Below are 22,570 nucleotides of genomic sequence, written 5' to 3' on the forward strand. Positions count from 1 at the left end.
CTGGGGTATTTGACGAATATACCCCAGGGGGTACTACAGTGGCCATCGCCCGGCATACCCCGCCGGGTATCCAAGCTCAGTGGAGAAAGCATCCGATGTCCGAGATCTCACTCGCTCAGTTCGCCGCGACCCACCCCGGCGCCGCCACCGTCATCGACGTCCGGCAGCCGCAGGAGTACGTCACCGGACACGTTCCCGGCTCCCTCCTCGTGCCGATGACCGAGTTGTCGTCACGCCTCGGCGAGCTCGACCGCACCCGCCCCGTCCACGTCGTCTGCGCGAGCGGAAACCGTTCCGGCGCGATGGCCGACTTCCTCGCCGACCTCGGCTTCGAGGCGCTCTCGGTCGCGGGCGGCGTCACTGCCTGGGCCGGGTCCGGGCGTCCACTCGTCACCGGCGTCCGGCCGTCCGCGGCCGCATCCTGACCACCACCCCTGCCCTGCCGAACCACCTCCCACGGAAGGACTCCTCAGCCGTGAGCACCGCCCCCGTCATCATCCCGATCGACACGCCCACCCTGGGCGACCGTTCCTACCTCGCCCACGACGGCACGGTCGCGCTCGTCGTCGACCCCCAACGCGACATCGACCGCGTCCTCGCCCTCGCCGACGAGGCCGGTGTCCGCATCACGCACGTCTTCGAGACGCACATCCACAACGACTACCTCACCGGCGGGCTGGCCCTCGCGGAGGCGACCGGCGCGGCCTACCACGTCAACGGTGCCGACGAGGTCTCCTACGCCCGCACCCCGATCAGCGACGGGGACGTCGTCGAGGTCTCATCGAACCTGCGCGTGCGCGCCATCGCGACGCCGGGCCACACCTTCACCCACCTCTCCTACGCGCTCGAGTCGGTGTCGGACGGGGACGCCGAGGCCGTGGGCGTCTTCACCGGCGGCTCGCTCCTCTTCGCCGCGACCGGCCGCCCCGACCTCCTCGGCCACGAGCACACCCACGAGCTCGTGCACCACCAGTTCTCCTCGGCGCACCGCCTCGCCGACGAGCTCCCCGAGCACACCCACGTCCTCCCGACCCACGGCTTCGGCTCTTTCTGCTCGGCCGGGTCGACCGGCGACACGACGGCCTCGACCATCGGTGCCGAGAAGCGACAGAACCCCGCGCTCACCCAGGACGAGGAGCAGTGGGTCGCCGACACCCTCGCCGGGCTCGACGCCTACCCCGCCTACTACGCGCACATGGCGCCGGGCAACAGCACCGGCCCGTCAGCGCCCGACCTCTCGACGCCGGAGTCGGCCGACAAGGAGACGCTCGCGACGCGAATCGCAGCCGGGGAGTGGGTCGTCGACCTGCGCACCCGCACGGCCTTCGCGTCCGGTCACGTCGCCGGGACGCTCAACTTCGGCATCGACGGCCAGTTCGCGACCTACCTGGGTTGGCTCATCCCCTGGGGCACGCCGCTCACCCTGCTCGGCGACAGCCCGGAGCAGGTCGCCGAGGCCCAGCGCCAGCTCGTCCGCATCGGCATCGACCACCTCGAGGGCGCCGCGACCGGCTCGCCCGCCGACTGGACCGACGCGCCGCTCGGCTCCTTCGAGCGCGCGGTCTTCGCCGACCTCGCGCAGGTCCGCCACCACCGTCAGGTCGCCGTCCTCGACGTGCGTCGCGCCTCGGAGTACGCCGACGCCCACATCGACGGCGCGGTCAACGTCCCGCTCCACGAGCTGCTCGACCGCGTCGACGAGGTCCCGTCCGGCGAGGTCTGGGTCCACTGCGCCGGCGGCTACCGTGCCTCGATCGCGGCCTCGGTCCTCGCTGCCCGCGGCGTGCACGTCGTCGCGGTCGACGACAGCTTCGGCGAGGGTGCCGTGCCGTCCGGCCTGCCGATCGCCGCGGCCGCCTGAGCGCCAACCCCACTCCTCCAGCACTCCTCGACAACCCCCAACCCCCGAAATCCTAGGAGAACCACCATGTGTCGTCCCGCCACCTGCACCGTCTGCGGCAAGACCACCTGGGCCGGCTGCGGCCAGCACGTCGACCAGGTCATGGCCGGCGTACCGCGCGCCGAACGCTGCACCGGCCACACCGACGCCGAGAAGGCCGCCGCCTCGAGCGGCTCGCGGTTCGCCCGCTTCTTCGGCCGCGGCTGAGTGTCACCCCTCGTCATTCCCCTCGGGATCATCATCGGCCTGGCGCTCGGCGCGCTGGGCGGTGGCGGCTCGATGCTCACCATCCCGGCCCTCGTCTACGTCCTCGGGCAGGAGCCGGGCACCGCGACGACGAGCTCCCTGCTCATCGTCGGCACGACCTCGCTCCTCGGGCTCGCACCGCACCTGCGTGCCGGTCGCGTCCGCATCGCGCAAGGCTTGATGTTCGGTGCCCTCGGGACAGCCGGCTCGTATGCCGGCTCGCTCCTCTCCTCCCACGTCGCACCTGCCGTGCTCCTCACCGCCTTCGCCGGCCTCATGCTCGTCGTCGCGACGGTGCTGCTCGTCAGGTCCGTGCGGGGGTCGGGGTCCGACGGGTTCGCGGACCTGTCGCGCGAGCCGATCGTCACGTGGCGTCCGGTGACGTGTGCCTGTCCGCGGCTCGCCAAGCTCCTCCTGGCGGCGACCGCGGTCGGGCTGCTCACCGGGTTCTTCGGCGTCGGCGGCGGGTTCCTCCTCGTGCCGGCCCTCATGCTCGCCCTCTCCTTCCCCGTGACCGTCGCCGTCGGCACCTCGCTGCTCGTCATCGCGGTCAACAGCGCCACCGCGCTGCTGTCCCGCGTGTCGACCATCGGCACCGACCTCGACTGGCCACTCATTGTCGGGTTCACCGCGGCGGCGGTGGTCGGCAGCCTGGTCGGCGGCCGACTGGCATCCCGCATCCCGTCGACGATCCTGTCGCGCGGCTTCGCCGTGCTCGTCCTGGCCGTCGCGGGCTGGACCGCGGCGAGCAGCATCCCCGCGCTGATCTGACCCGTTCGGAGTCGTCCGCTCCGCTACGTTCGGCTCATGGTCGAACACCTCGCCCCCGATCGTGTCTCCTTCGAGGTCGACGGCGGCACGCCGACCGTCACCCTCACCGACGTCGAGGTCTCCACCGATCAGGGTTGGACGTTCCTCAACAGGACGACGATGGTCGTCGTCGACGGGCCCGGCGACGAGGGGTTCCTCCTCGGTCGGATGACCGGCGACGGCACCGACCTCGCTTCCGAAGGGTGGGACGACGCTGTCGGCGCCCAGGGCGAGCTCGTCGTCGTCGCCGCCGGCACCTCCTTCGTCGCCACCCCGGCCGGCTGAACAGGGGCAGGGGCAGGGGCATGAGCTACGACTTCGCCGTCCTCGTGCCGGAGGCGGTGGGCGACAGCGACCCCGACACGTTCACGCAGGCCCAGCGGCTGTCGGACGACGCCGAATCGACGGAGTCGGTGGACCCGCGCATCACCGCCTTCCACGACGACCTCGTCGCCCTCATCGACGCGCTGCCCGAGGACGGCCAGTGGCTCTCGATGTGGCCGCTGGCGCCGGCACCACGGGCGATCTCCATCCCGGTCCCCTATCCCGAGGCCGACGAGGCGCTGCTCACCCTGCTCCGCCTCGCCGCGACGCACGGTCTCGCCCTCGTCGACCTCAGCTCGGAGTCAGTCGCCCACCCCCCGCCCGGGGTGCCGGTGAGCGTCAAGGGTGGCGACGGCACCCGCCTGGGCGCCCTGACTCGCGACCGGTTGGCCGACCTCGTCGCGGGGCTGGCCCCGCCCGATCCCTACCTCGTGCTCGATCGCGGTGACCGGTTCGCGCAGACCTACCGTGTCGACGAGGGCTCGTACCTGCTCGAGCACTCCGGCCCGGACGGCCACCTCGGCACGACCGTCACCGACCCCGACGTCGTCACGAAAGAGCTCTGGCACTGGCTCACGGACGACCCCGGGTTCGGCAACGGGCTGACCTTCTCGGCGGTCTGAGCGTCGTGTGGACCTGCTCGCACTGCGGCGAGACCCACGCCGGGCTTGTGACCCCGCGCCGCGTGGACGAGCTCGACGCGCTCCTCACCGGGGGTCGGGCATGACCCGCTCGGTCGCCGAGCTCACCGGCGTCGACCAGCCTGCGTGGCCGGAGCTTCGCGAGGCCATCGACCGGTCGGACACACCGGTCACCGTCCTCCCGACGACTCGAGGACAGGGCGAACGCACGCTCCACCGGCTCCAGGTCACCGCTCGGTCGGTGCTCGGCGCGCTCGCGCTCGAGTGCGGGGGCCTCCTCGTCGACCACGGATGGCTCCGGGTCCTCGGAGGGGGAGCGCACGGCATACCCGATCTTGCCGAGGCCAACGGGCTGACCGAGCCGGACGACTCCACGCCACCACCGCCGTTCCTGATCGTGGCGCACGACGTCCTCGGCGGGAGGTTCGCGGTCGACGGGGGCGGGCTCGGTGTCGCACCGGGGCAGGTGTGCCACTTCGCCACCGACTCGCTGCGGTGGGAGGCGCTGGGGGTCGGCCACGGCGAGTTCGTCCACGCGATGGTCTCAGGCGCGACCACGCAGTTCTACGACGGGTTGCGCTGGCCCGGCTGGGAGGACGACTGCGCCGATCTGGCCTCGTCCGAGGGCTTCTCGCTCTTCCCGCCGCCGTTCACGAAGGAGGGCGCCGACCCCTCCACGGTGTCGCGACGCCCTGTCCCGGTCGCGAAGCTCTTCGCCTTCTACGACGATGCGGCACGCCAGCTGGACGGCTGATCGCCCACCCGGACCCCCGCCGTCACCGCTGGCCGAGATCGAGGTCATCCCTCGACGCCCGACCCGGACCGGGCGTACGGTGCGGGGCATGGCACCCCGCAGGAGGGCACTGACCATCGCGGCCGCACTGGCAGGCCTCGCCGGGGGGGTCGTCGCCGGTGCGGCGCCCTCGACGGGCGCCCCCGGGCCACTGCCGAGTGCGGTCGGCACCGCCGCTGCCCACGCCGCTCCTGCCGCTGCTCCCACTGCGGTCCTCGCCGCAGCGGCCGCTCCCGGGGTGCGTGTCACTACGCTGACGACCGGCCTCGGCTCCCCGTGGGACCTCACGGTGCTGCCGGACTCCTCGGTGCTCTTCACCGAGCGCGGCGGGCGGACCCTGCTCCGCCGCGCGGACGGTCGGCTCCAGGTCGTCGCCGCCTCGCAGCCGGACCTCTTCGTCGGGTCGGAGTCGGGCCTCATGGGCATCGTCCGTGACCCGGCGTTCGCGACCAACCGGATCTACTACACCTGCCAGGCCTACCGAGGCTCCGGCACGGCGGCCGTCGACATCCGGGTGCTGCGCTGGCAGCTCTCGGCGACCGGCACCTCCGCCGCGCGCAGCGGCGCTCCGGTGCTCACCGGCATACCGATCACGTCGGGACAGCACGGCGGGTGCCGGCTGCGCTTCGGGTCCGACGGCGTCCTCAACGTCGGTACGGGCGACGCGATCACGGGTCCCGTCCCGCAGGCGCTCGGCTCGCTCGGTGGCAAGACGCTGAGGGTGCGCACCGACGGCACCCCGCCGGCGAACAACCCGTACCTGTCGAGCGGTGGCAACGCCCGGTTCGTCTGGACCCGGGGACACCGCAACGTGCAGGGGCTGGCGCTGCGACCGGGCACGTCGGAGATGTGGAGCGCCGAGCACGGCCCCAACATCGACGACGAGGTCAACCGGTTGGTCTCCGGCGGCAACTACGGGTGGGACCCGCAGGACTCCGCGGGCCGCTACTACCAGAACGTGCCGATGACCGACCTCGCGAAGTTCCCGTCGGCGGTCCGTGCCGTGTGGCGTTCGGGCAACCCGACGGTCGCCACCAGCGGCCTGACCTTCCTCAGCGGCAGTTCGTGGGGCAAGTGGGAGGGCGCCCTCGCGACGGCCCTGCTCAAGGACACCGGGGTGCGGGTGCTGACCCTCACGCCGGACGGGCGGCTGGCCGCGGACGAGCAGATCGCCGCGCTCAACGGGACCATCGGGCGCGTCCGCACCGTGCAGTCCGCCGGATCGAGCGTCTACGTCTCGACGAGCAACGGCGCCGGCGCCGACCGCCTCGCGCGGTTCGACCCGGTGACGCCCGCGCTGCCGACCTGGCGTCCCGGCGTCGACGTGTCGCCCAGTGGCGTGTCCGCGGTCGTCCTCGGCGGCCGGGTCAACGTCTTCGTCCGCGGCAGCGACCGCCGCATCTGGTGGGCGAGCCAGGCCATGCCGGGCGGCGCGTTCAGCCGGTTCCAGGCGATCCCCGGTGAGGTGACGTCCGCCCCGTCGGCGGTGACGACCAACGGCACGAGCATCGACGTCTTCGCCCGCAACGCCAAGCACCAGCTCATCCACTCGAGGTCCTCCGGCCCCGGCTACACCCCGTGGGTGACCCGCGCGGGCAACCTCACGAGCGCCCCGTCGGCCGTCTCGCTCGCCGCCGGCACCATCGACGTCGTCGCCCGCGGCACCCAGGACGCCCTGGTCCGGGTGCGCTTCGACGGCACGAGCTGGAGCCGCTACTCGTCCCTCGGTGGCACGCTCTCCGCCGCTCCGGCCGCGAGCGCCAACCGGGCGACGGGCTCGATCCGCGTCGTCGTGCGGTCGGGGGGTGGGCTGCTCTACGACACGCTGCTCAGCGCCACCGGGACCACCCGCGGGTTCTCCTCGCTCGGGCGCACCGCGTGGACCGGGCCCGGCATCAGCCAGGGCGCCAACCCGGTCCTCGTGAGCCGCAACGCGGCGGTGCCCGCCATCGTGCGTGGCGGGTTCGCGACCGCGGTCGGTGGCACTCTCACCGGGTCACCCACGGCAGCCGCCCGCTCCGACGCCTCGTGGCTCCTCCTCGGGCGAGGCTCGGACGGCGGGCTGTGGACCTATGACGGGCGGGCCGGCCACCAGACGTGGACCAAGGTTCCCTCGCCGACGCTGGGGTGACAGGGGTCAGCCCCGTCGGCTGCTCAGGACCTTCGACGACGCGATCTTGAGGACGCCGCCCTCGTCGACCAGCCCGTAGCTCGTGCGCTCGATGGCGACGCGGCCGTTCTCGTAGCGGTAGGTGACGGTGGCGACGACCCGGTCGGGCGGAGTGGCCTGCACGTCGCTGACACTGACGTCGGCGATCGCGCCCCAGAAGCGCTCGAACGAGTCGCGGCCGCCGCTGGGGCTTCGCTGGTAGCCGGCCGTGAGCCGGGGCCACGCCGCGTCGGTGTTCTCGGGCAGCACGCCGTAGTAGTCGGTGATCGCGGAGGAGAGCCGGGCCGCCGAGCCCGCCGGGCTCGGCGTGGACGAGGCCCTCGGCGACGGGGTCGTCGGGCTGGGGGTGGGCGTGGGCGTCGACGACGGCGTCGCTGTCGTCGGTGTGGCAGAGGGCGTGCGGGACGGTGACGTCGCCGACGGGGACGGGCTCCTCGGTGTGCTCTGCGTCGTGGCGGGGCTCGCCTGTGACGGTGACCTCTTCTCGTCGTCGTCCAGGAGGGCGACGACCGCCCACACCAGACCGGCGACGATGACGGCGGCGACGAGCGCAAGCAGCGGCGAGACCCGACGTCGGCGGCCCTCCGCCTCACGGTCGTCACCCATCGGAGCCCGGGGCGGTGCTGCCACCGGGGCACGGCGGTCGTCGCGGCCCGCGTCGTCCTGCGGCATGAGCTCGTCGAAGAGGTCCGGCTCGCGCCCGTCGGCCTCGGTCGCCCCCACCGCCGGCGCTGCCTCCACCGCCGGCACCCCCGACACCGCCGGCACCCCCGGCACCGCCGCGATCGGCGCCGTGGTGTCGACGTCGAGCCCGTCGTCGTCGGGACGCAGGTCCGCGAGCATCACCGCGACCGCCTCCATGCTGGGGCGGTCCTCGGGCTCGGAGGCGAGCATCTCGAGCAGGAACGGGGTGAGGCTGCCCGCCCGGGTCGGCGGAGGGACGTCGGCCGCGGCCACCTTGTGCAGCAGGGCGATCGAGTTGCCGTCCGAGCCGAAGGGCGGAGACCCCTCGAGGGCGGCATACAGGGTCGAGCCGAGCGAGAAGACGTCGGCGGGGTACGACGCGTCCTCACCACGTGCCACCTCGGGCGCGAGGTACGCAGGGGTGCCGTGGACCAGCCCGGTGCGCGTGATCGCCGCGTCGCCGAGGGCGTGCGAGATGCCGAAGTCGCTGATGTGGGCGCCGCCGTCGGGGGCGATGAGGATGTTGCCCGGCTTGATGTCGCGGTGGACGATCCCGAGGGCGTGGGCCGCGGTCAGTGCGGACGCGACCTCGCTGCCGATCGTGGCGACGCGGCCGAGCGGCAGGGGTCCGCTCTCGGCGATCACCGCGGAGAGCGGCGTCGACGGCAGCAGCTGCATGACGAGGCAGGGACGCCCGTCGTGCTCCACGGCGTCGAAGACCGGCACCGCGTGCGGGTGGTGCAGCTTGGCGGTGATGCGCGCCTCGCGCATGGCCCGGTGCTTGGCCTCCTCGGCCTCCGCCTCCGGGACGCCGTGCAGGGCGTGGAGCAGCTTGACGGCCACGGACCGTTCGAGGCGCTCGTCCCACGCCTTCCAGACCACGCCCATCCCGCCGGCCGCGAGGACCTCGACGAGGCGGTAGCGCCCCGCGATCAGGGCTTCCGGGTCGTTCACGCGTGGCCTCCTTCCGGCGGTCATCGATCGAGCCTAGGGCGGTGCCGCCCACGGAAGGGACGGGGGCGACACCCCGATGTCGGGCGACGACCGTCTCCCGCACGACCCGTGAAGCCGGAAGGCCCCGAACCTGGGTTCGGGGCCTTCGCGATGTCCGAGGACACCGACACACGTGGGCGGTTCAAAGTCGCAGGTCACAGGCACGCCTGTGACCTGCAGAAACAGGGTATCCGCATCATCGTTCACAGACTTTTGGTCGGCCCATCCGTTGAGTCAAACTGGCCGCTGGTGAAGCCGTCGGACGTGGTGGGGACCGGGGGGCATTCGGCGAGGCAAAGTCTGGGGCCCGCTGGCGGGTTGTCCTTGGACGCTCACGAGTGGACAGAATTAGGGTGCAATTCTCGGTCCCAGATTTTCGACGTGCGGAAGGGCCAGGACCCATGGGTCCTGGCCCTTCCGGGTTCGAGTTAGGCAGCCTTGCGACCACCGGTTGATGTCTTGCGACGGCGGGTTGCTGGCATGCGCCGATCGACCGTGCTGTCGCTACCAAGTTGAGGTTCGCGAGGCGCCTTCCCCCCATTGCGTCGCAGGGTTTCGCGCCAGCGCTCTTGGATCTTGATGTTGGCCCGCGCAACCGCGAAGGCAATGGTCAGACTGACCTGCGGATTCCGGCGTGCGTACAGGGTTCGGTCCTGGAGGTTCCCACCTTCAGTCGAGGTCAGGATGCTGTTGAATCCTTCGTCGCGGGAGCGGTTCGACGACATCCAGTCCTGATGTTCCCATGAGCCTTCCATGACGGGCTGGTACTGGCTGAACTGGTGCTCGGTCAACACCATGGTGGTGGTTGCCTTGTCACAGACCTTGGGCCAGTGGTCAACTGGCGCAGTTGCGCTGACGTCCGGTAGTTCACGGTTGCGCGGGTCCCCGTAGGCTCCATCGTCATCGATGGTGGAGCGGATCGCGCACCGCACCTTCCCCTTCGCGGCCGGGCATTGAACTCGCAGTTTGACGACTCGCTCTTGTTCCTCACCAGAGTTCTTCTTGGGGCGCCCCTTTGCGCGGCGAACGGTCACTTGCGGAAGGCCGTTGAGGGGCATTTGAAGTCGCTGAAGCGCTTCCTGTTCAGCCTTGAAGCGGGCAGCGTGTGCATCCGTGTCGGCGTGGGTTGGGGCCAGCGTGCGGGTCTTGACCAACTGCTGGGCTGCGGGACACACGATGCCCCCGTAATACATGTAGGGACCAGGCTCGGTGGCTTCGTCGTCAACAGTTCGACCGAGGTCATGCACGAACTTGAGGCGCGTGGTGTTGGGGTAGCGCATGAGCAGCGTGTACCCGCGCTTGAGGACTTCAGTGTTGAAGATGATGGTCCGTGAGTACCCCATGTCGGTGACGAGATGAGTGCGCTCGTTGCGCTGTTTCGTAGGTCGAAGCGGAGTACGGCCGAATTCGTCCAGGCAGCGTAGTGCTGCTTGGATATCGCCCGGGGATGAGCCATTGATATCAAGGGCGACGCAGAGCGTGGGAACTCTGGCATCGCGCGGCCTCGACGTTGTGACGGCTCGCGTCAGACCCACGGACCAACCCTCACCCACGCGGTTCTGCTTCTTGTAGAACGATGCCATCGGTGTCGCCGACGCCTTCGATCCCTTGCCATCGAAGTACCGGGTGTTGGGCTTCGAGACGTGCACGACGTGTTCGTCGATGGCGAGGTCACCTCTCCAGTCGCTGAGCAAGGTCGGGTCGATCGTGGCGGTGATGAGGTCGTTCAACACCTTCCGCCGCAGGTCGGCTTCGGCCCCGAATGTCTTCTCAGCGCTTTCCTGGGCGGCGGCGTTCGCGTCCTTGTCGAATCGCGCATTTGCTGGACGCGCTGTGTCATCCATGGGCTGCAGGAGCCGATGAAGGTACTGCCAGAGTCGCTGGTGCTCGTTGCGCCAAGCGCGGTCGTCGGACATGAGTGCCGTAAGGCGCTCGGGTGTGCGCAGGCTCGGCATGCCGATGAGTGCCAGTTGTTCGTCCGTGTAATCCATCCAGATCAGGGCGATGAGTTCAGCGATGGACGCGGGGCGCCCCGCGTAGGCCGCGTGGAACATGGCGATGAGGACTCCGCGCGCCGTGTACTGGCCGTGCCGCGTTGGCGCACCCGCCGCGCTCTTTGGCTCTGCTGCACTCTCCAAGGTGTGCACGATTCCCGACCGATCGATGATCGGCGTGATGAGTTCGAGCACTGCGTCGGTGTCGGTGGGGCGTGTGCGATCTCGGGGGGTGTTGATCATTGTCGGGGTCCTTAGCGAGGGATTCGGGCGTAGTTGAGGTCACGCACGATGGCGCTGGTGTCGGGTGTGGCCGCGTGGACCATGAGGTCGCTGATGGTGTGTCCTCCTGAGCCGGGCTTCACCCCTGCGACCGCCCATAGGACGGTCGAGGGCACGCGGCGCTGCATCAAGAAGACGAGCCAGGAGTTCCTGGCACGTATGGGGTCCAAGTGGTCCAGTCCGGGGTGTTTGGCTGCCCTCGCGCGCACTTTGGACATCACGTTGTCTCTGTTGGTGAGCGTTGGGGCGAGGAGGTACTGCGAGGTGCCGCGAAATCGGGCCAAGCGATCTCCGGCGGCGCCGAACACGGGTACCTCTCGAAACTCTCCGTGACGGTTGGGAATCTGCAGCAGGGTCACGTCATCGACAATGCAGATCCAATGACCGGTTGCGTGGATTGCCTCCTGCGTCCGCAGTCCCGCCTCGCCCGTCAGGTCGAGCACCTTCATGAGTTCCGTGCGTAGGTCCTGGTCCACCAGGCCGTCGACTCGACGTCGCAGCGTCAGCCACTCGTCCTGCGTGTAGGGCAAGGCCGAGACCTTGCGAGGTATGCGGGCGCGGCGCGGCTTGTCCGGATGCCCTTCCCGGATGCGCAGGAGGGTGCTCCGGTGTGTGCTGAGGGAGGAGGGTGCGAGTTCACGCTGGCGATCGGCGAGGTAGTGCTCGATCAGGCGGGCTGTGAGGTGTTGGTCTGGGCAGAAGTCGCCTTTGCGCTCGTAGACGTAGTCGGCGAAGGCGTAGAGAACGGAGCACATCGTCTGGTCAGAGTCGGCTGATTTGAAGGGGACGAGAAGAATCTGTCCGACGACGGCGTCACGAACGATGCGGGAGGTTGCCATCGGGATTTTGGGCTGAACTCGGCGAAGCGCTTCCGCGCGTTGGGGGTCGAGTCGCTCTGCCTCAACGCGCAGGGCTGCGGTGGCCCGGCCCTCACTGGCGGGTGACAACTTCTCGTCATCGATGGGCGGCTGGTGGTCAGTCGGCTTCGCGGTGACGATAGAGGGCTGCGGTGGGTCACTGTCCTCCTCGTAGTGGCGGATCTGGCGGTCCATCAACGCTCTTACCGCGGACGGGTCGACGCTGAGTTTGCGTCCACGTTGCGTGGTGTTGCTGGGCATGTGTGGCTCTCCTGCGTTCGATGCATGTTGGTGCAGTGGCTGGACAGGAGCAGGACCACGTGCTTATGTAGTGAATCGACTACATACAGTTAAGGGTGGCGATCTTGGTACTTCAAGGGTTCTGGCTGAACTCCATCGGTGGAATTCGCCTTGGATCGAGCCGGGCGCCTCACACCTCCTTCCTGCCCTGTCCGATCCGTTCTGCCCCGTCCGAACACTCCATCGGCAGGCATGGGGACGATGTGCACCTCGCAGCGAAGGGCGCACCAAGCCGTGCTCACAGGCCACTTACGAGAACCCACTCCTGGGCTCGCCTCGGACGCGCTGAGCGGGCAACAACCACAGATGCGGGTCCCCGCTCGCCTCGTCACGAGTCCGGAGGCGCGGTATGAGCGCAAGCCCTTGGAGCGCGAGACTGGCATCGGACCGTCTGGACGCGCTTCGCCGCCTCGTGACGGTCCGTCCTGACGCCTACGAGCCGCACCCGACGGCTCAGACCGCTCACTACATGCTGGCTCGCGCGCTGGCCGACATCCCGAACTTCGATGAGGCGTCGATTTCGGCCATCGTGGCCACACTCCCTCTCTTGTGGGAGGGAGCCGACGAGGACGGCGACCGGACGCTCGCAATGGCGCTCGCGAGGACGCTGCAGGCATCACTGAGTAGCGAGTACGTTCGCGCGATGCTGGCCGGGGCCGTCATTCGATCGCACGAGACGCTCAGCCGCATGGAGCAAGCGGACACTCAAGCGCTTGCCTTCGGTTCCGCCGAGGTTGAAACCCAACGTCGTGACGCCGCGATGACGATGCGTGCCTTTTGCGCTTGGGAACTGGCTGCTGGGTTCGCGCCACCGGGAGGTACCGACGACTGGTGGGGCGGTCGACGGCCAGCCGTCCCACCCGAGAACGATCAACCATGAGCGATGGTCAGCCACCCTTTGTCTTTCCTCGACACAGCGGGGACCAGGCCCTGCTGTGGGACTTGGACAACGTCACTGTCGGTCGCGAGGGCAACCTGCGGTTGGCCCGAACGATCTTGGAGATCTGCGCCGCAACCGACCATCTCTACGCGGCTGGACACCGCAGAACGTGGCTTCAGCACCGCGGCTTGCTGGGGGCGTGCGGCATCACTGTCCTGAGCGGCGGCATTCGAAGCCAAGGCGCTGATCACCAACTCCTGGAGCGCGCGCACGGCCTCGCGGCCGAGGGAGTCTCCCGCTTCTTCCTGGCCAGCAATGACGGGGACTTCGTACGACTCCCCGCAGCCTGCACGATCACGGTGCTCACTCTCACCCCGGACAACGTTGCGAGACGCCTGTCCGGACGAGCGATCAGTGTCATCACACTGCCCAAGACCCGCGATGGAGCACAGGGCTGATCACGTGGCTCACGTGGACCAGGGCGGGCCAGGCCCGGGCGCACGCCGCCACCATCGTCGAGGCCCCCGCACGCTGCGCTTCTATGTGGCGAGCATTGCTCCGAGTCTCGTCTGCCGCAACGCAGCGATGCCCTCTTAGGGTGAGCCCACCAGGTCCAACAAGATGGACTGGCCATCCTCGGCCAGGCGGACAGGGACATCGTCCTCCCGCAGGGCGGCCAGCGTCTTCAACCCGTCCACCAGGTCGGCGAGCGGCTGGCTCGCCTGAAGGGACTGCACCTCATCGAGGGAGACGTTGCTTCTCAGGATCGCCAGTACGAGTTCGGGTTCCGTGACGCCGATCTCGTGGCAGCCTCGGATTTTGCCCAAGAGTGCCGGACCTGGATCGCGCACTTCGGCCACGTGAAGGTTCCCACTCGGCTCACCCGAGGCGTCGCCGGGCTGCAGGAAGTCCACGTGCAGAGAGAGGTCCGCGCTCAGGGCGAAGCGGTAGACGTTGACGCGGTCCAGGGAGCGAAGTTGCCCGTTCACGGCGACATCCCCATCCACGTCATCGAAGTCGAAGGACTCGTCGACCTTCCAGTCTCCCGATCGGAGTAGGCCGCCGAGAGTCGTTGCCGCTTCTCGGCGCAGAATCGCGCGGTAGGAAGCCCTGCCGTCGCCGTTCACGACTTCCCCCGAAAGGCGTAGGCCCACTGACCCGCGGTCGTATTCGACCTTGATCCCGTCCACTCAGTCGCCTCCGTCTGGCCCGTGATGACCTTGCCGCACTGTCCATCAGTGCGCCGCCGACAGTAGCGGGGACTGGCGACACGGACTCGCCTTCTTGGACATCCAGTCACCTTCGTCCTCGTAACGGCTTCGCGCACCGGTATCGGAACCGGTTGGCATAGGTCAACCTGCGACCGTGACATTCACGGCGTCGAGGACGCGCTCGGGCTCACTCCTGATGAGGTCAGCAGGCACTGCGCCATCAGCCGCCCCCTGCGGACTGGCGAACCATCCTGTGATCGAGAACTCGTCCCATCCCACGTCACGCAACGCGCCAAGTGCCTCTCGGAACCGTGGCCACAGGCGCCGCTCATGGTCGAACTGGAAGGCTGGACACGTCAAGCGGTTGTCATACGGGACCATCAGGTACGTGTCCAGATGGAGGAAGTGCCCGGTCCCCATCTCAGGGATGTTCAGCAGCCCCCACTCGCGGTGGATGTAGTCGAGAAGGGCCCTGTGTTGTTCCCCCGCTCGCGAATCCAGCGAAGGCGGCCCACTGGGAGGAGCAACGGTCCACGGTTCAACCCTCACGGACCACCCCTGCGCATCGTCGGCACGCAGATTGCCTCGCTCGGCACGCACTTGGGACGCTCGGAGTTCCGCGTCTGACATGACCGAGAACAGGCCGCGAAGGGACAACCCGTCACGCACGGCCCACACCATGTCACTCATGGCTGCCTCCGGTGACGAGATGACGAGTCCGCCCCTTGTGTAGCCAAGCACTGGCAGAACTCTGCTGCCGTGTCCCGACGTCCGGCGAAACTTGACAGATTGGATGCGATCGCCTGTGCTGCAACGGAATTCGCTCGAACAACCATGCCTCTCATAGTACGGACAGCGCCCGCTTCTGGGGCACAGTCGCGGCCGACAGGTTGGTCGAAGTCGACGCAACGAGCGCGCGCGAGGGTGGGCGCCCAACTGGAAGTTCGCGCCCGGCAAGTGGTCATCCAGCCGCGAGGTGGCTGGGTGGTCAGCGGGGACCTTGCCCGCGATCCTTTGACCACATGATCATCTGATCGCCGAAAACGACTTGCCGTCCTGAGACGCCAGGACCTCTCGCTCGGTGACCACGAGGATCTCAAAGCCTTGTGCTGTCTGGCTGGCGCTCACGGCCTGTGGGGGCGGGACCTTTGCACCGGTCATCGTCCACGTCTGTGCACCGTCGGCGCTCGTGGCCACCTCGCCGCCGGGCGTCACGCCCGCGACGACACCCGCATCGGCCCAGGCCACATGTAGCAGCAGCGGCGCATCGGGTATCGGCTGCCACGTCGCGCCCTTGTCGGTCGAGCCCAGCAGGGCGCCCTCTGTCGTCGCGAGGACTTTGCTGCCGTCCGGGTTGGCCGCGAGGGTTCGCGGGTGCGCTGGAAGCGGTGCTGTCGACCATTGGCGACCATCAGTGGTGCGGCGCAGTTTGCCGTCAAAGGCTAGGACGGTGTCGCCCGCTTGGGTCAGCGTGTGAAAGTCCGACTGGCCGCCTCGCGACAGCACCGTCCAAGTCTTGCCGCCGTCGGTGCTTTCGATGAGGCCCATGGGTTGGGGCAGTTCCGGCACCATGTTCGGGTGCCCCGAGGCGTAATAGTGGCCGGGCCCGGCGATCGAAAACCCCATGAGGTCGATGCTGGGTCCGACCCTGACGGGACCGTCGGCGGCATACCGGAACAGCCCTTCGTGAGTAGCCAACAGCAGCGCGCCGTCGCCGGGATCCCGGCCGACACCGTGAACGTGCACAGACGGCAGTGGCGCGCTGTCGGCGGCGGCCGACAGCGCAGGCGCTTGTCTCTTAGCGTTGTCGGCGTTTGCCGAGCACGCAGATAGCAGAGCCACAAACACCGTTACCGCGAAGAGTGCACGGACGCTCTGACGTGCTGTGTGGTGCATCGAAGCCCTTTCAGGCGAGGTCGTTTGGGTGGGCCAACGCGTGCTACAGAAGGCCCTTCATGGTGGCGATCTCCTTCTTCTGACCCTCGACGATCGCCTTCGCCATCTGCTCGACCTCAGGGTTCGTGGTCGTTTTGAGAACACCCTCGGCCATCTCTACAGCGCCCTCGTGGTGCTCGATCATCATGGTCAGCCACATCTTGTCGAACGCGGCTCCATTGGCGGCTGACAGGTTCTCCATGTCGTCACCGGACATCATGCCGTCGCCACCGCCGTGTCCTCCATGGCCGCTTTCTGCGGTCATGGGCGCGTTCCACTCCTGGAGCCACTTCGTCATCGTCTGGATCTCAGGATCCTGAGCCGCCTTGATCTGGGCCGCCAGTCCCTTGACCTCACTCGACGCGTCCTTCTTGAGCGCTTCGTCTGCCATCTCGACTGCTTGCTGGTGGTGCGGAATCATCATCTGCGCGAACATGACGTCACCCTTTCGCCCGGCGTCGACGTTCTGCGACTCGGTTGCTGATGTCGTGCTCCCGCCGCCCGCTGTTCCCGACCCAGCGTTGTCTGTGCCGCAGGCGCTGAGGGTGAGAAGCGCACTAACGCCTAGGACGGCCAGGACGGGATGGCGCTTCTTGATGTGCACAGAACTTCGCTCCTTGATGGTGAGTGTGTGGTGGTGCGCATCCGGTGAGGGGGAAGTCGGCTGCGCACCGGGTCCTACCCTCCAGTGCCAGGTGGACTGGGACGACGTGGATTCCCTGAAGGTTTGATGAAGATGACCGCCACCCGCTGAGACTCTGCACGGACCAGCGGATGGGTCAACGGCCCAGCGGGGCAGCCGCCTCGGACGCCGGTTCCCCCTGTACCTGCTCGTTGTCTGCGTGTGGTCCTGACGGAAGCCGGAGACGCTTGAGCATCAGCGCGTTGACGGCGACGATGACGCTCGATCCGGACATCGAGAGCGCCGCGACCTCGGGGCGCAGGACCAAACCCAGGGAGGGTTCGAAGACACCGGCCGCGATGGGTAGTGCGATGACGTTGTAGCCGACGGCCCACCCGAGGTTCTGACGCATCTTGCGGAGGGTCCCTCGACCCACGCGCAGGGCTATGGGAACGTCGAGGGGGTCCGAGCGCATGAGCACAAGGTCTGCTGTTTCGATCGCGACGTCAGTGCCTGCGCCGATCGCGATGCCAAGGTCTGCCTGGGCCAGTGCGGGAGCGTCGTTGACGCCGTCGCCGACCATCGCGATCTTCTTGCCCGCGGCTTGCAGTTCGGCGACCTTGGCGGCCTTGTCACCGGGCAGGACCTCGGCGATCACGGTGTCGATGCCGAGTTGACCCGCAATGCGGTCGGCCGTGGCTTGGTTGTCGCCGCTGAGCATGACGACTTCGGCGCCGAGTTCGTGGAGTTCCCGGATGGCCTGCTCGGAAGTCTCTCGGACTGCGTCTGCGAGCGCGATGACTCCCGCGCCTCGCCCGTCCACACCGATGAGGACGGCGGTGCGACCGCTGGCGGCGAGTTCATCACGGCGAGCCAGCCACGGTCCGACGTCGATTCCTTGCTGGGCCATGAGTTTGCGGTTGCCGACTACGACGCGGTGGCCGTCCACGTCGGCCACGGCGCCGTGACCTGGGACATTCTGGAAGCCAGACGTGGCCGCTGGAACAACGCCTCGGTCGACGGCATACGCGACGATGGCGCCTGCCAGCGGGTGCTCCGATTCGCGTTCCACCGCACTGACCAGGCGCAGCAGTTCGGGCTCGGTGAGGGCGGCGTCGACGAGGACGTCGGTGACTTCGGGCTCGCCCTTGGTGAGGGTGCCAGTCTTGTCGAGTACGACTGTGTCGATGCGTGCAGCGGACTCCAAGGCGGTGGCGGTCTTGAACAGGACGCCTCGGCGGGCACCGAGTCCGGTGCCCACCATGATCGCGGTGGGCGTGGCCAGGCCCAGGGCGTCGGGGCACGTGATGACGACGACCGTGATCGCGAACAGCAGCGCCACCTGCACGGTGGCGCCGACGGCCAGCCACACGAGGAACGTGCCGACCCCGCCGACAAGGGCGACGAGGACGAGCCAGAAGGCGGCGCGGTCAGCGAGCCGCTGTCCGGGGGCCTTCGAGTTCTGGGCTTCCTGGACGAGACGGACGATCTGTGCGAGCGCGGTGTCGGAACCGACCTTGGTGGCCCGGACTCGCAGGGCTCCCGTCGTGTTGATCGAGGCTCCGATGACCTCCGAGCCGGGAGATTTGCCGACGGGCATGCTCTCGCCGGTCACCATGGACTCGTCGACTTCGGAGAGTCCGTCCTCGACGGTTCCGTCGACGGGCACCTTCCCCCCGGGGCGGATGAGCACAAGGTCACCGACGACCACATCGGCGGTGGGGATCTCCAACTCCTTGCCGTCGCGAATGACTGTGGCCTTGGGTGGCGCCAGGTCCATGAGCGCGCGGATGGCGTCGTTGGCTCCGCCGCGGGCACGCATCTCGAACCAGTGCCCGAGCAGCACGAAGGTGGTCAGCATCGCGGCGGCCTCGTAGAAGACTTCGCCGCCGCCAGTGAGGGTGATGCCGACGCTGTAGAGCCAGCCTGCGGCGACGGCGACTGCGACCAGGACCATCATGTCCAGGGTGCGGTTGCGCAGCGCTCGCCACGCGCCGTCGAAGAAGATCCACGCGGAGTAGAAGACGACGGGGAGGCTGAGCACGAGGGCGAAAACGTCGTCGCGCAGCCCGAACGGGGTTGGGGCTGTGAAGCCGAACATGTCTCTGCCCATCGGTGACCACAGGGTGATTCCGGCGGTGAGGACCAGGGCGACCAGGAAGCGGTTCCGCATGTCGCGCGCCATGTCTGCCATGGACATGCCTGCGTGCCCGCCGTGCCCCATCATCTCGTGAGGCGAATGAGTGCTGTGGTCCATCACGTCATGCTCGGAGTGCGGGTCGTGTTGCGTGTGCTCCTGATGGCCCGCGTCGGGTGCATCATGGCGGCGCTGCGCATGGACTCCGCCATGGACATCAGCAGCACTGAATGACGGGTCCGGGGAGGGCTCCCTCATTGGCTCGCAGACGTGCTCGGGAACTGACTGACCGGAGCAGTGGTAGCCGCAGTCGCGAACCCAGCCGGAGAGTTCCGCCACCGACGTCGAGTCAGGGTCATAGGTGACCGTCGCGGTCTGGTTCGCCGCGTTTGCTTCGACGGTCTCGACGCCCGGCCGACGAGTCAGCGTGGTCTCGATGGCGCGGGCCGAGGTGGCCCAGTGGAGGCCCCCCAACTGCAGAACGGTCTTCTGGCTCATGGCATCACATCTCCGTGGGGTCGACTTGGAACTCGCTCCGACACGTCCAACGATATACCCCCCCGGGGTATTTCTGTCACTCCCGGGGACCGGTCATGAGGAGCATCATCACGGCCATCATCACCACGCACAGGAGCGCGTACGTGATGGCACCGGCACCCAGGACACCGGTCCCGACGAGTGCGAACACGATGAACAGCATGGGAACGCAGCAGGCCAGCATCATCAGGGCATGACTACGTGAGTGACCGCTTTGCGTCGGTCGTCCGGCTTCGTCGTCGAGCGGTTCCGACGTTGGATCGTCGGGGGTCTTGTCGTCGTGCCAGTGAATGGGACGGCGGTCGTCGTCACGCATGCCCCTCATCGCCCTTCCGCTTCAGTGAGGCCGGGACGTACCCGAGCATCTTGTACAGCGGGTAGTGCCCCATGGCACCTGTGGCGGATGTTCGCGGAGAACCCTGTGTTGTCCATGTCGACCCTCCTTCCTTCCTCTTCCACGGTCTTCGCCGGAAGTGGAGGTACCTGCAGCAATGGGATGAAGGTTCGTTGAAGCCCTCACGAGTGATGCTCGGTGTGCTCCTCTGTCGGTGACGGCGCAGGTCCGCGCTGGTCGGTGGGCGAACGATCGCTGATGGCGGGTCCCACAACGAGCGCTGACACGAGAAACATCACCGTGAAGAGTCCGACCGCAATGGCGGGCGCGAGCCTTGTGCGGAACTTTCTGTGGATCCGTCGGAGCATGGGAATGGAAAGGACCAGACCCACGACGTAAAGGGCGGCGTTGCCGCCTGCACCCGTGAGCACGGCAGTCCCCGCGATGATGCCCACGTGGTGCAGGACATGAGGCACCAGACCCAGGACCGTGCCGACCACCGCACCGACCGCGTCGCGTACGCCACCCCAACGTGGTGACCTGTCGCTCCGCCTCGTTGTCCAGACGGTTGTCAGGCAAGGGTCTCAGTGCGCCGAGCGCAGCATGACTTGCCGCGCCTGGTACTCGTTGGCGTCGATCTCACCGCGCGCGAACCGCTGGTCGAGGATGCGCCGCGCGTCGTCAGACCCGGTCTGGACCTGCCTCGAATCGGGGCGACTGTCCCTGAACAGAGCCACGACGGCCACGACGACCAGGGCCCAGAAGGCCATGGCCGTCAGGGCCATCACGATCCAGCCGGTCCAACCCATTCCGTCGTTCCACATCATCGTCCTCAACTCCTTCGATCGGATGCCTTCAATGTGGGGCAGCCACTCGTTCTGGAGGCCTGCGGTTCTGTGAAGGTTCGCTGAAGATGCGCCGTTCGGCCCCCTTTGCAGGTGGTCGCCCCGAGGACGGCTGCAACGATGTGTGGATGGCCGAGGAGAAGGCGGGGCACGAGGGCGCTGTCGAAAGCCCTACCAGCCGTCAAGCGTCACTGCGTGGCATTCGCGCCCTGGTCGTCGAGGACGACGAGCCCATGGCCGCCGTGGTCGCGAACTATCTGGAGCGTGAGGGCTACGAGGTTCACGTGAGCCATGACGGGTTGGACGCCGTCCAGGTTGCCCGGAGCGTCGACCCTGATGTGGTCGTTCTCGACCTGGGCCTCCCGGGGCAGGACGGCGTTGAAGTCTGTCGGTCGTTGCGGACCTTCTCCGACGCCTACGTCGTCATGCTGACGGCCCGCACGGACGAACTTGACACTCTGGTCGGGCTGTCGGTCGGAGCGGACGACTACATGACCAAACCCTTCAGCCCGCGGGTGCTGGTCGCTCGGCTCCGTGCCATGCTCCGTCGGCCACGCCCCTTGGGGGGCTCAGCGGACGGTCCGGCCTATCGCCGGTTCGGCCCCCTGGCGATCGACCCGGTCGGCCGGGACGTGTGGATCGATGACGAGCCGGTTTCCCTGACGCGGACGGAGTTCGACGTCCTTGCTGTGCTGTCCGAACGCCCGCGTATGGCCTTCAGCCGACGTCAACTCATCGAGCAGGTGTGGGGGCAGTCGTGGGTCGGAGACGAGCACCTCGTCGACGTTCACGTTGGACACCTACGCCGCAAACTCGGTGACGACGCCGGTGCGGCACGGTTCATCCGCACCGTGCGCGGGATCGGATATCGGATGGGGACCGGCGCATGACCGGGGCTCGCGGTACAACGAGACGCAACAGGCGGGCCGGGTTGGCCCCGCGCCTCCTCATCGCTCAGACGCTCGTGCTTGTTGCGGGCGCGGCCACGACATGGGTCGTCGCGGCAATCGTGGGCCCGAACATCTTTCATGACCACCTGCGCCAAGCAGGAGTCGGCCACTCACCCTCAGAGGTTGCTCACCAAGAGAAGGCATTCGATTCGGCGCTGATCATTGCATTGGGTGCAGCGCTCACCGCGTCCGTGATCCTCGCGCTGGGTGTAACCGCGTTCTTCACACGTCGGGTCCAGCGCTCGACTGCGGCTGTTGCGAACTCAGCCGCCAAGATCGCCAACGGCCAGTACCAGTCCCAAGTGCCAAGTCCGGGACTGGGCGCTGAGTTCGATCAGTTGGCCACGACGATCAACGACCTCGCGCGGCGTCTAGGTGACGTGGAGGCAACACGACGTCGGCTGCTTGCCGACCTCGCTCACGAGATGCGCACGCCTCTGAGCAGCATCGAGGCGCACCTCGAAGCAGTGGAAGACGGCGTTCGCAGGCTCGACGACGGGACACTTGAAGTCCTGCACGGAAACACCGCAAGGTTGCAGCGCCTCGCCGAGGACATCAGTGCCGTGGCGCGTGCAGAAGAGGATGGACTTGATTTGCGCAGGGTGCCGACCGACGCGACCGCCCTCGTGGAGTCTGCCGTGGCCGCGGCACGCAGCGATTTTCTAGCGAAACAGGTGGCCCTCGTCGTTGACGAGCGCGCCGAAGGCGTCGTTGCGGCTGACGTGGACCGGATGGCCCAAGTGCTCTCCAACCTGCTCAACAACGCACTTCAGCACACGGCGTCGGGCGGTCGTGTCCGGGTGTCCGTGCGCAAACCAGACCCCGACTGGATCGAGATCACCGTGTCCGACAACGGGGAGGGGATCGAAGCCCAGCACTTGCCTCACGTCTTCGAACGCTTCTACCGCGCAGACCCGGCGCGCAGTCGTGTTCGCGGCGGAAGCGGTATCGGTTTGACGATCAGCAAAGCACTGGTCGAATCACATGGGGGCGGCTTGTCAGCGACGAGCCCTGGACTGAGTCAGGGGTCCATCTTCATCATCCGGCTGCCTCTTGCCCGAACGTGAGCGCCGTTGGAGGCCGGACATTGCCGCGACCTGGCAATGACCGGTGCGGTGGTCACCG

Annotated in this window: 23 protein-coding genes; 12 read left to right on the forward strand and 11 right to left on the reverse strand. The window is 68.0% G+C overall.

Going from position 1 to position 22,570, the window contains the following annotated elements; all coding sequences use genetic code 11:
• Nucleotides 1-95: 95 nt before the first annotated feature.
• The 8 genes from ACSQ11_RS05115 (at nucleotide 96) to ACSQ11_RS05150 (ending at nucleotide 6,845) form a co-directional block, all read left to right on the forward strand.
• Nucleotides 96-425: a rhodanese-like domain-containing protein gene (locus ACSQ11_RS05115; protein WP_436003692.1), complete on the forward strand. Its 330-nt coding sequence runs from the start codon at nucleotides 96-98 to the stop codon at nucleotides 423-425.
• A gap of 50 nt (nucleotides 426-475) precedes the next feature.
• On the forward strand, nucleotides 476-1,861 hold the full coding sequence (locus ACSQ11_RS05120; RefSeq protein ID WP_436003694.1) for an MBL fold metallo-hydrolase: 1,386 nt from the start codon (nucleotides 476-478) through the stop codon (nucleotides 1,859-1,861).
• 66 nt (nucleotides 1,862-1,927) lie between these two features.
• A complete protein-coding gene (locus ACSQ11_RS05125; RefSeq protein ID WP_436003696.1) occupies nucleotides 1,928-2,107 on the forward strand; it encodes a hypothetical protein in 180 nt (59 codons plus the stop codon).
• On the forward strand, nucleotides 2,108-2,917 hold the full coding sequence (locus ACSQ11_RS05130) for a sulfite exporter TauE/SafE family protein (RefSeq protein ID WP_436003698.1): 810 nt from the start codon (nucleotides 2,108-2,110) through the stop codon (nucleotides 2,915-2,917). It abuts the gene before it with no gap.
• 36 nt (nucleotides 2,918-2,953) lie between these two features.
• Entirely contained in the window at nucleotides 2,954-3,241 is a 288-nt protein-coding gene (locus ACSQ11_RS05135; RefSeq protein ID WP_436003700.1) for a hypothetical protein, read from the forward strand.
• A gap of 20 nt (nucleotides 3,242-3,261) precedes the next feature.
• The gene (locus ACSQ11_RS05140; RefSeq protein ID WP_436003702.1) at nucleotides 3,262-3,903 is read left to right on the forward strand and encodes a hypothetical protein; all 642 of its coding nucleotides are present in this window, start codon (nucleotides 3,262-3,264) and stop codon (nucleotides 3,901-3,903) included.
• A 100-nt stretch (nucleotides 3,904-4,003) separates the two neighbouring features.
• Nucleotides 4,004-4,675: a DUF2625 family protein gene (locus tag ACSQ11_RS05145; RefSeq protein ID WP_436003704.1), complete on the forward strand. Its 672-nt coding sequence runs from the start codon at nucleotides 4,004-4,006 to the stop codon at nucleotides 4,673-4,675.
• Between the two features lie 88 nt (nucleotides 4,676-4,763).
• On the forward strand, nucleotides 4,764-6,845 hold the full coding sequence (locus tag ACSQ11_RS05150) for a PQQ-dependent sugar dehydrogenase (RefSeq protein ID WP_436003706.1): 2,082 nt from the start codon (nucleotides 4,764-4,766) through the stop codon (nucleotides 6,843-6,845).
• Nucleotides 6,846-6,851: 6 nt separating this feature from the next.
• On the opposite strand, the gene ACSQ11_RS05155 is transcribed toward ACSQ11_RS05150, so the two are convergent.
• The 3 genes from ACSQ11_RS05155 to ACSQ11_RS05165 form a co-directional block, all read right to left on the reverse strand.
• Nucleotides 6,852-8,522: a serine/threonine-protein kinase gene (locus ACSQ11_RS05155; RefSeq protein ID WP_436003708.1), complete on the reverse strand. Its 1,671-nt coding sequence runs from the start codon at nucleotides 8,520-8,522 to the stop codon at nucleotides 6,852-6,854.
• A gap of 467 nt (nucleotides 8,523-8,989) precedes the next feature.
• Nucleotides 8,990-10,798 carry a hypothetical protein gene (locus ACSQ11_RS05160; RefSeq protein ID WP_436003710.1) on the reverse strand — a complete coding sequence of 603 codons (1,809 nt, stop codon included), beginning with the start codon at nucleotides 10,796-10,798 and terminating at the stop codon, nucleotides 8,990-8,992.
• A gap of 11 nt (nucleotides 10,799-10,809) precedes the next feature.
• Complete coding sequence (locus ACSQ11_RS05165) at nucleotides 10,810-11,955, reverse strand: hypothetical protein (protein WP_436003712.1); 1,146 nt, start codon at nucleotides 11,953-11,955, stop codon at nucleotides 10,810-10,812.
• 388 nt (nucleotides 11,956-12,343) lie between these two features.
• Between ACSQ11_RS05165 and ACSQ11_RS05170 the strand changes: the two genes are divergently transcribed.
• Both ACSQ11_RS05170 and ACSQ11_RS05175 read left to right on the forward strand, forming a co-directional pair.
• A complete protein-coding gene (locus ACSQ11_RS05170) occupies nucleotides 12,344-12,874 on the forward strand; it encodes a hypothetical protein (RefSeq protein WP_436003714.1) in 531 nt (176 codons plus the stop codon).
• The gene (locus tag ACSQ11_RS05175) at nucleotides 12,871-13,332 is read left to right on the forward strand and encodes a hypothetical protein (protein WP_436003716.1); all 462 of its coding nucleotides are present in this window, start codon (nucleotides 12,871-12,873) and stop codon (nucleotides 13,330-13,332) included. Before ACSQ11_RS05170 ends, ACSQ11_RS05175 begins: the two co-directional genes overlap by 4 nt.
• Before the next feature lie 135 nt (nucleotides 13,333-13,467).
• On the opposite strand, the gene ACSQ11_RS05180 is transcribed toward ACSQ11_RS05175, so the two are convergent.
• The 8 genes from ACSQ11_RS05180 to ACSQ11_RS05215 form a co-directional block, all read right to left on the reverse strand.
• On the reverse strand, nucleotides 13,468-14,064 hold the full coding sequence (locus tag ACSQ11_RS05180; protein ID WP_436003718.1) for a hypothetical protein: 597 nt from the start codon (nucleotides 14,062-14,064) through the stop codon (nucleotides 13,468-13,470).
• A gap of 162 nt (nucleotides 14,065-14,226) precedes the next feature.
• Nucleotides 14,227-14,634 (reverse strand): hypothetical protein, encoded by a 408-nt coding sequence (locus ACSQ11_RS05185; RefSeq protein ID WP_436003720.1) that lies wholly within the window; start codon nucleotides 14,632-14,634, stop codon nucleotides 14,227-14,229.
• Between the two features lie 477 nt (nucleotides 14,635-15,111).
• Nucleotides 15,112-15,981, reverse strand: a complete 870-nt coding sequence (locus tag ACSQ11_RS05190; protein WP_436003722.1) for a F510_1955 family glycosylhydrolase — start codon at nucleotides 15,979-15,981, stop codon at nucleotides 15,112-15,114.
• A 43-nt stretch (nucleotides 15,982-16,024) separates the two neighbouring features.
• Nucleotides 16,025-16,624: a DUF305 domain-containing protein gene (locus ACSQ11_RS05195; protein WP_436003724.1), complete on the reverse strand. Its 600-nt coding sequence runs from the start codon at nucleotides 16,622-16,624 to the stop codon at nucleotides 16,025-16,027.
• 175 nt (nucleotides 16,625-16,799) lie between these two features.
• Nucleotides 16,800-19,277, reverse strand: coding sequence for a heavy metal translocating P-type ATPase (locus ACSQ11_RS05200; protein WP_436003726.1), 2,478 nt, complete (start codon nucleotides 19,275-19,277; stop codon nucleotides 16,800-16,802).
• Nucleotides 19,278-19,353: 76 nt separating this feature from the next.
• Nucleotides 19,354-19,632, reverse strand: a complete 279-nt coding sequence (locus ACSQ11_RS05205) for a hypothetical protein (RefSeq protein ID WP_436003728.1) — start codon at nucleotides 19,630-19,632, stop codon at nucleotides 19,354-19,356.
• 200 nt (nucleotides 19,633-19,832) lie between these two features.
• Nucleotides 19,833-20,105 carry a hypothetical protein gene (locus tag ACSQ11_RS05210; RefSeq protein ID WP_436003730.1) on the reverse strand — a complete coding sequence of 91 codons (273 nt, stop codon included), beginning with the start codon at nucleotides 20,103-20,105 and terminating at the stop codon, nucleotides 19,833-19,835.
• Between the two features lie 129 nt (nucleotides 20,106-20,234).
• The gene (locus tag ACSQ11_RS05215) at nucleotides 20,235-20,477 is read right to left on the reverse strand and encodes an SHOCT domain-containing protein (RefSeq protein WP_436003732.1); all 243 of its coding nucleotides are present in this window, start codon (nucleotides 20,475-20,477) and stop codon (nucleotides 20,235-20,237) included.
• A gap of 146 nt (nucleotides 20,478-20,623) precedes the next feature.
• Here ACSQ11_RS05215 and ACSQ11_RS05220 point away from each other — a divergent pair, with 146 nt between their 5' ends.
• Together ACSQ11_RS05220 and ACSQ11_RS05225 are read left to right on the forward strand one after the other, a co-directional pair.
• A complete protein-coding gene (locus tag ACSQ11_RS05220) occupies nucleotides 20,624-21,385 on the forward strand; it encodes a winged helix-turn-helix domain-containing protein (protein ID WP_436003734.1) in 762 nt (253 codons plus the stop codon).
• A 41-nt stretch (nucleotides 21,386-21,426) separates the two neighbouring features.
• Nucleotides 21,427-22,512: a sensor histidine kinase gene (locus ACSQ11_RS05225; protein ID WP_436003736.1), complete on the forward strand. Its 1,086-nt coding sequence runs from the start codon at nucleotides 21,427-21,429 to the stop codon at nucleotides 22,510-22,512.
• Nucleotides 22,513-22,570: the final 58 nt, after the last annotated feature.

This window comes from Knoellia sp. LjRoot47, from assembly GCF_964253435.1.
Classification (GTDB): Bacteria; Actinomycetota; Actinomycetes; order Actinomycetales; family Dermatophilaceae; genus Knoellia.

Excerpts from the sequence above, each read along its gene's own strand:
- ACSQ11_RS05115 (WP_436003692.1), top strand. The coding sequence starts at position 96 with ATGTCCGAGATCTCACTCGCTCAGTTCGCCGCGACCCACCCCGGCGCC.
- ACSQ11_RS05125 (WP_436003696.1), top strand. The coding sequence starts at position 1,928 with ATGTGTCGTCCCGCCACCTGCACCGTCTGCGGCAAGACCACCTGGGCC.
- ACSQ11_RS05135 (WP_436003700.1), top strand. The coding sequence starts at position 2,954 with ATGGTCGAACACCTCGCCCCCGATCGTGTCTCCTTCGAGGTCGACGGC.
- ACSQ11_RS05140 (WP_436003702.1), top strand. The coding sequence starts at position 3,262 with ATGAGCTACGACTTCGCCGTCCTCGTGCCGGAGGCGGTGGGCGACAGC.
- ACSQ11_RS05145 (WP_436003704.1), top strand. The coding sequence starts at position 4,004 with ATGACCCGCTCGGTCGCCGAGCTCACCGGCGTCGACCAGCCTGCGTGG.
- ACSQ11_RS05150 (WP_436003706.1), top strand. The coding sequence starts at position 4,764 with ATGGCACCCCGCAGGAGGGCACTGACCATCGCGGCCGCACTGGCAGGC.
- ACSQ11_RS05160 (WP_436003710.1), bottom strand. The coding sequence starts at position 10,798 with ATGATCAACACCCCCCGAGATCGCACACGCCCCACCGACACCGACGCA.
- ACSQ11_RS05165 (WP_436003712.1), bottom strand. The coding sequence starts at position 11,955 with ATGCCCAGCAACACCACGCAACGTGGACGCAAACTCAGCGTCGACCCG.
- ACSQ11_RS05170 (WP_436003714.1), top strand. The coding sequence starts at position 12,344 with ATGAGCGCAAGCCCTTGGAGCGCGAGACTGGCATCGGACCGTCTGGAC.
- ACSQ11_RS05175 (WP_436003716.1), top strand. The coding sequence starts at position 12,871 with ATGAGCGATGGTCAGCCACCCTTTGTCTTTCCTCGACACAGCGGGGAC.
- ACSQ11_RS05190 (WP_436003722.1), bottom strand. The coding sequence starts at position 15,981 with ATGCACCACACAGCACGTCAGAGCGTCCGTGCACTCTTCGCGGTAACG.
- ACSQ11_RS05200 (WP_436003726.1), bottom strand. The coding sequence starts at position 19,277 with ATGAGCCAGAAGACCGTTCTGCAGTTGGGGGGCCTCCACTGGGCCACC.
- ACSQ11_RS05205 (WP_436003728.1), bottom strand. The coding sequence starts at position 19,632 with ATGCGTGACGACGACCGCCGTCCCATTCACTGGCACGACGACAAGACC.
- ACSQ11_RS05215 (WP_436003732.1), bottom strand. The coding sequence starts at position 20,477 with ATGATGTGGAACGACGGAATGGGTTGGACCGGCTGGATCGTGATGGCC.
- ACSQ11_RS05220 (WP_436003734.1), top strand. The coding sequence starts at position 20,624 with ATGGCCGAGGAGAAGGCGGGGCACGAGGGCGCTGTCGAAAGCCCTACC.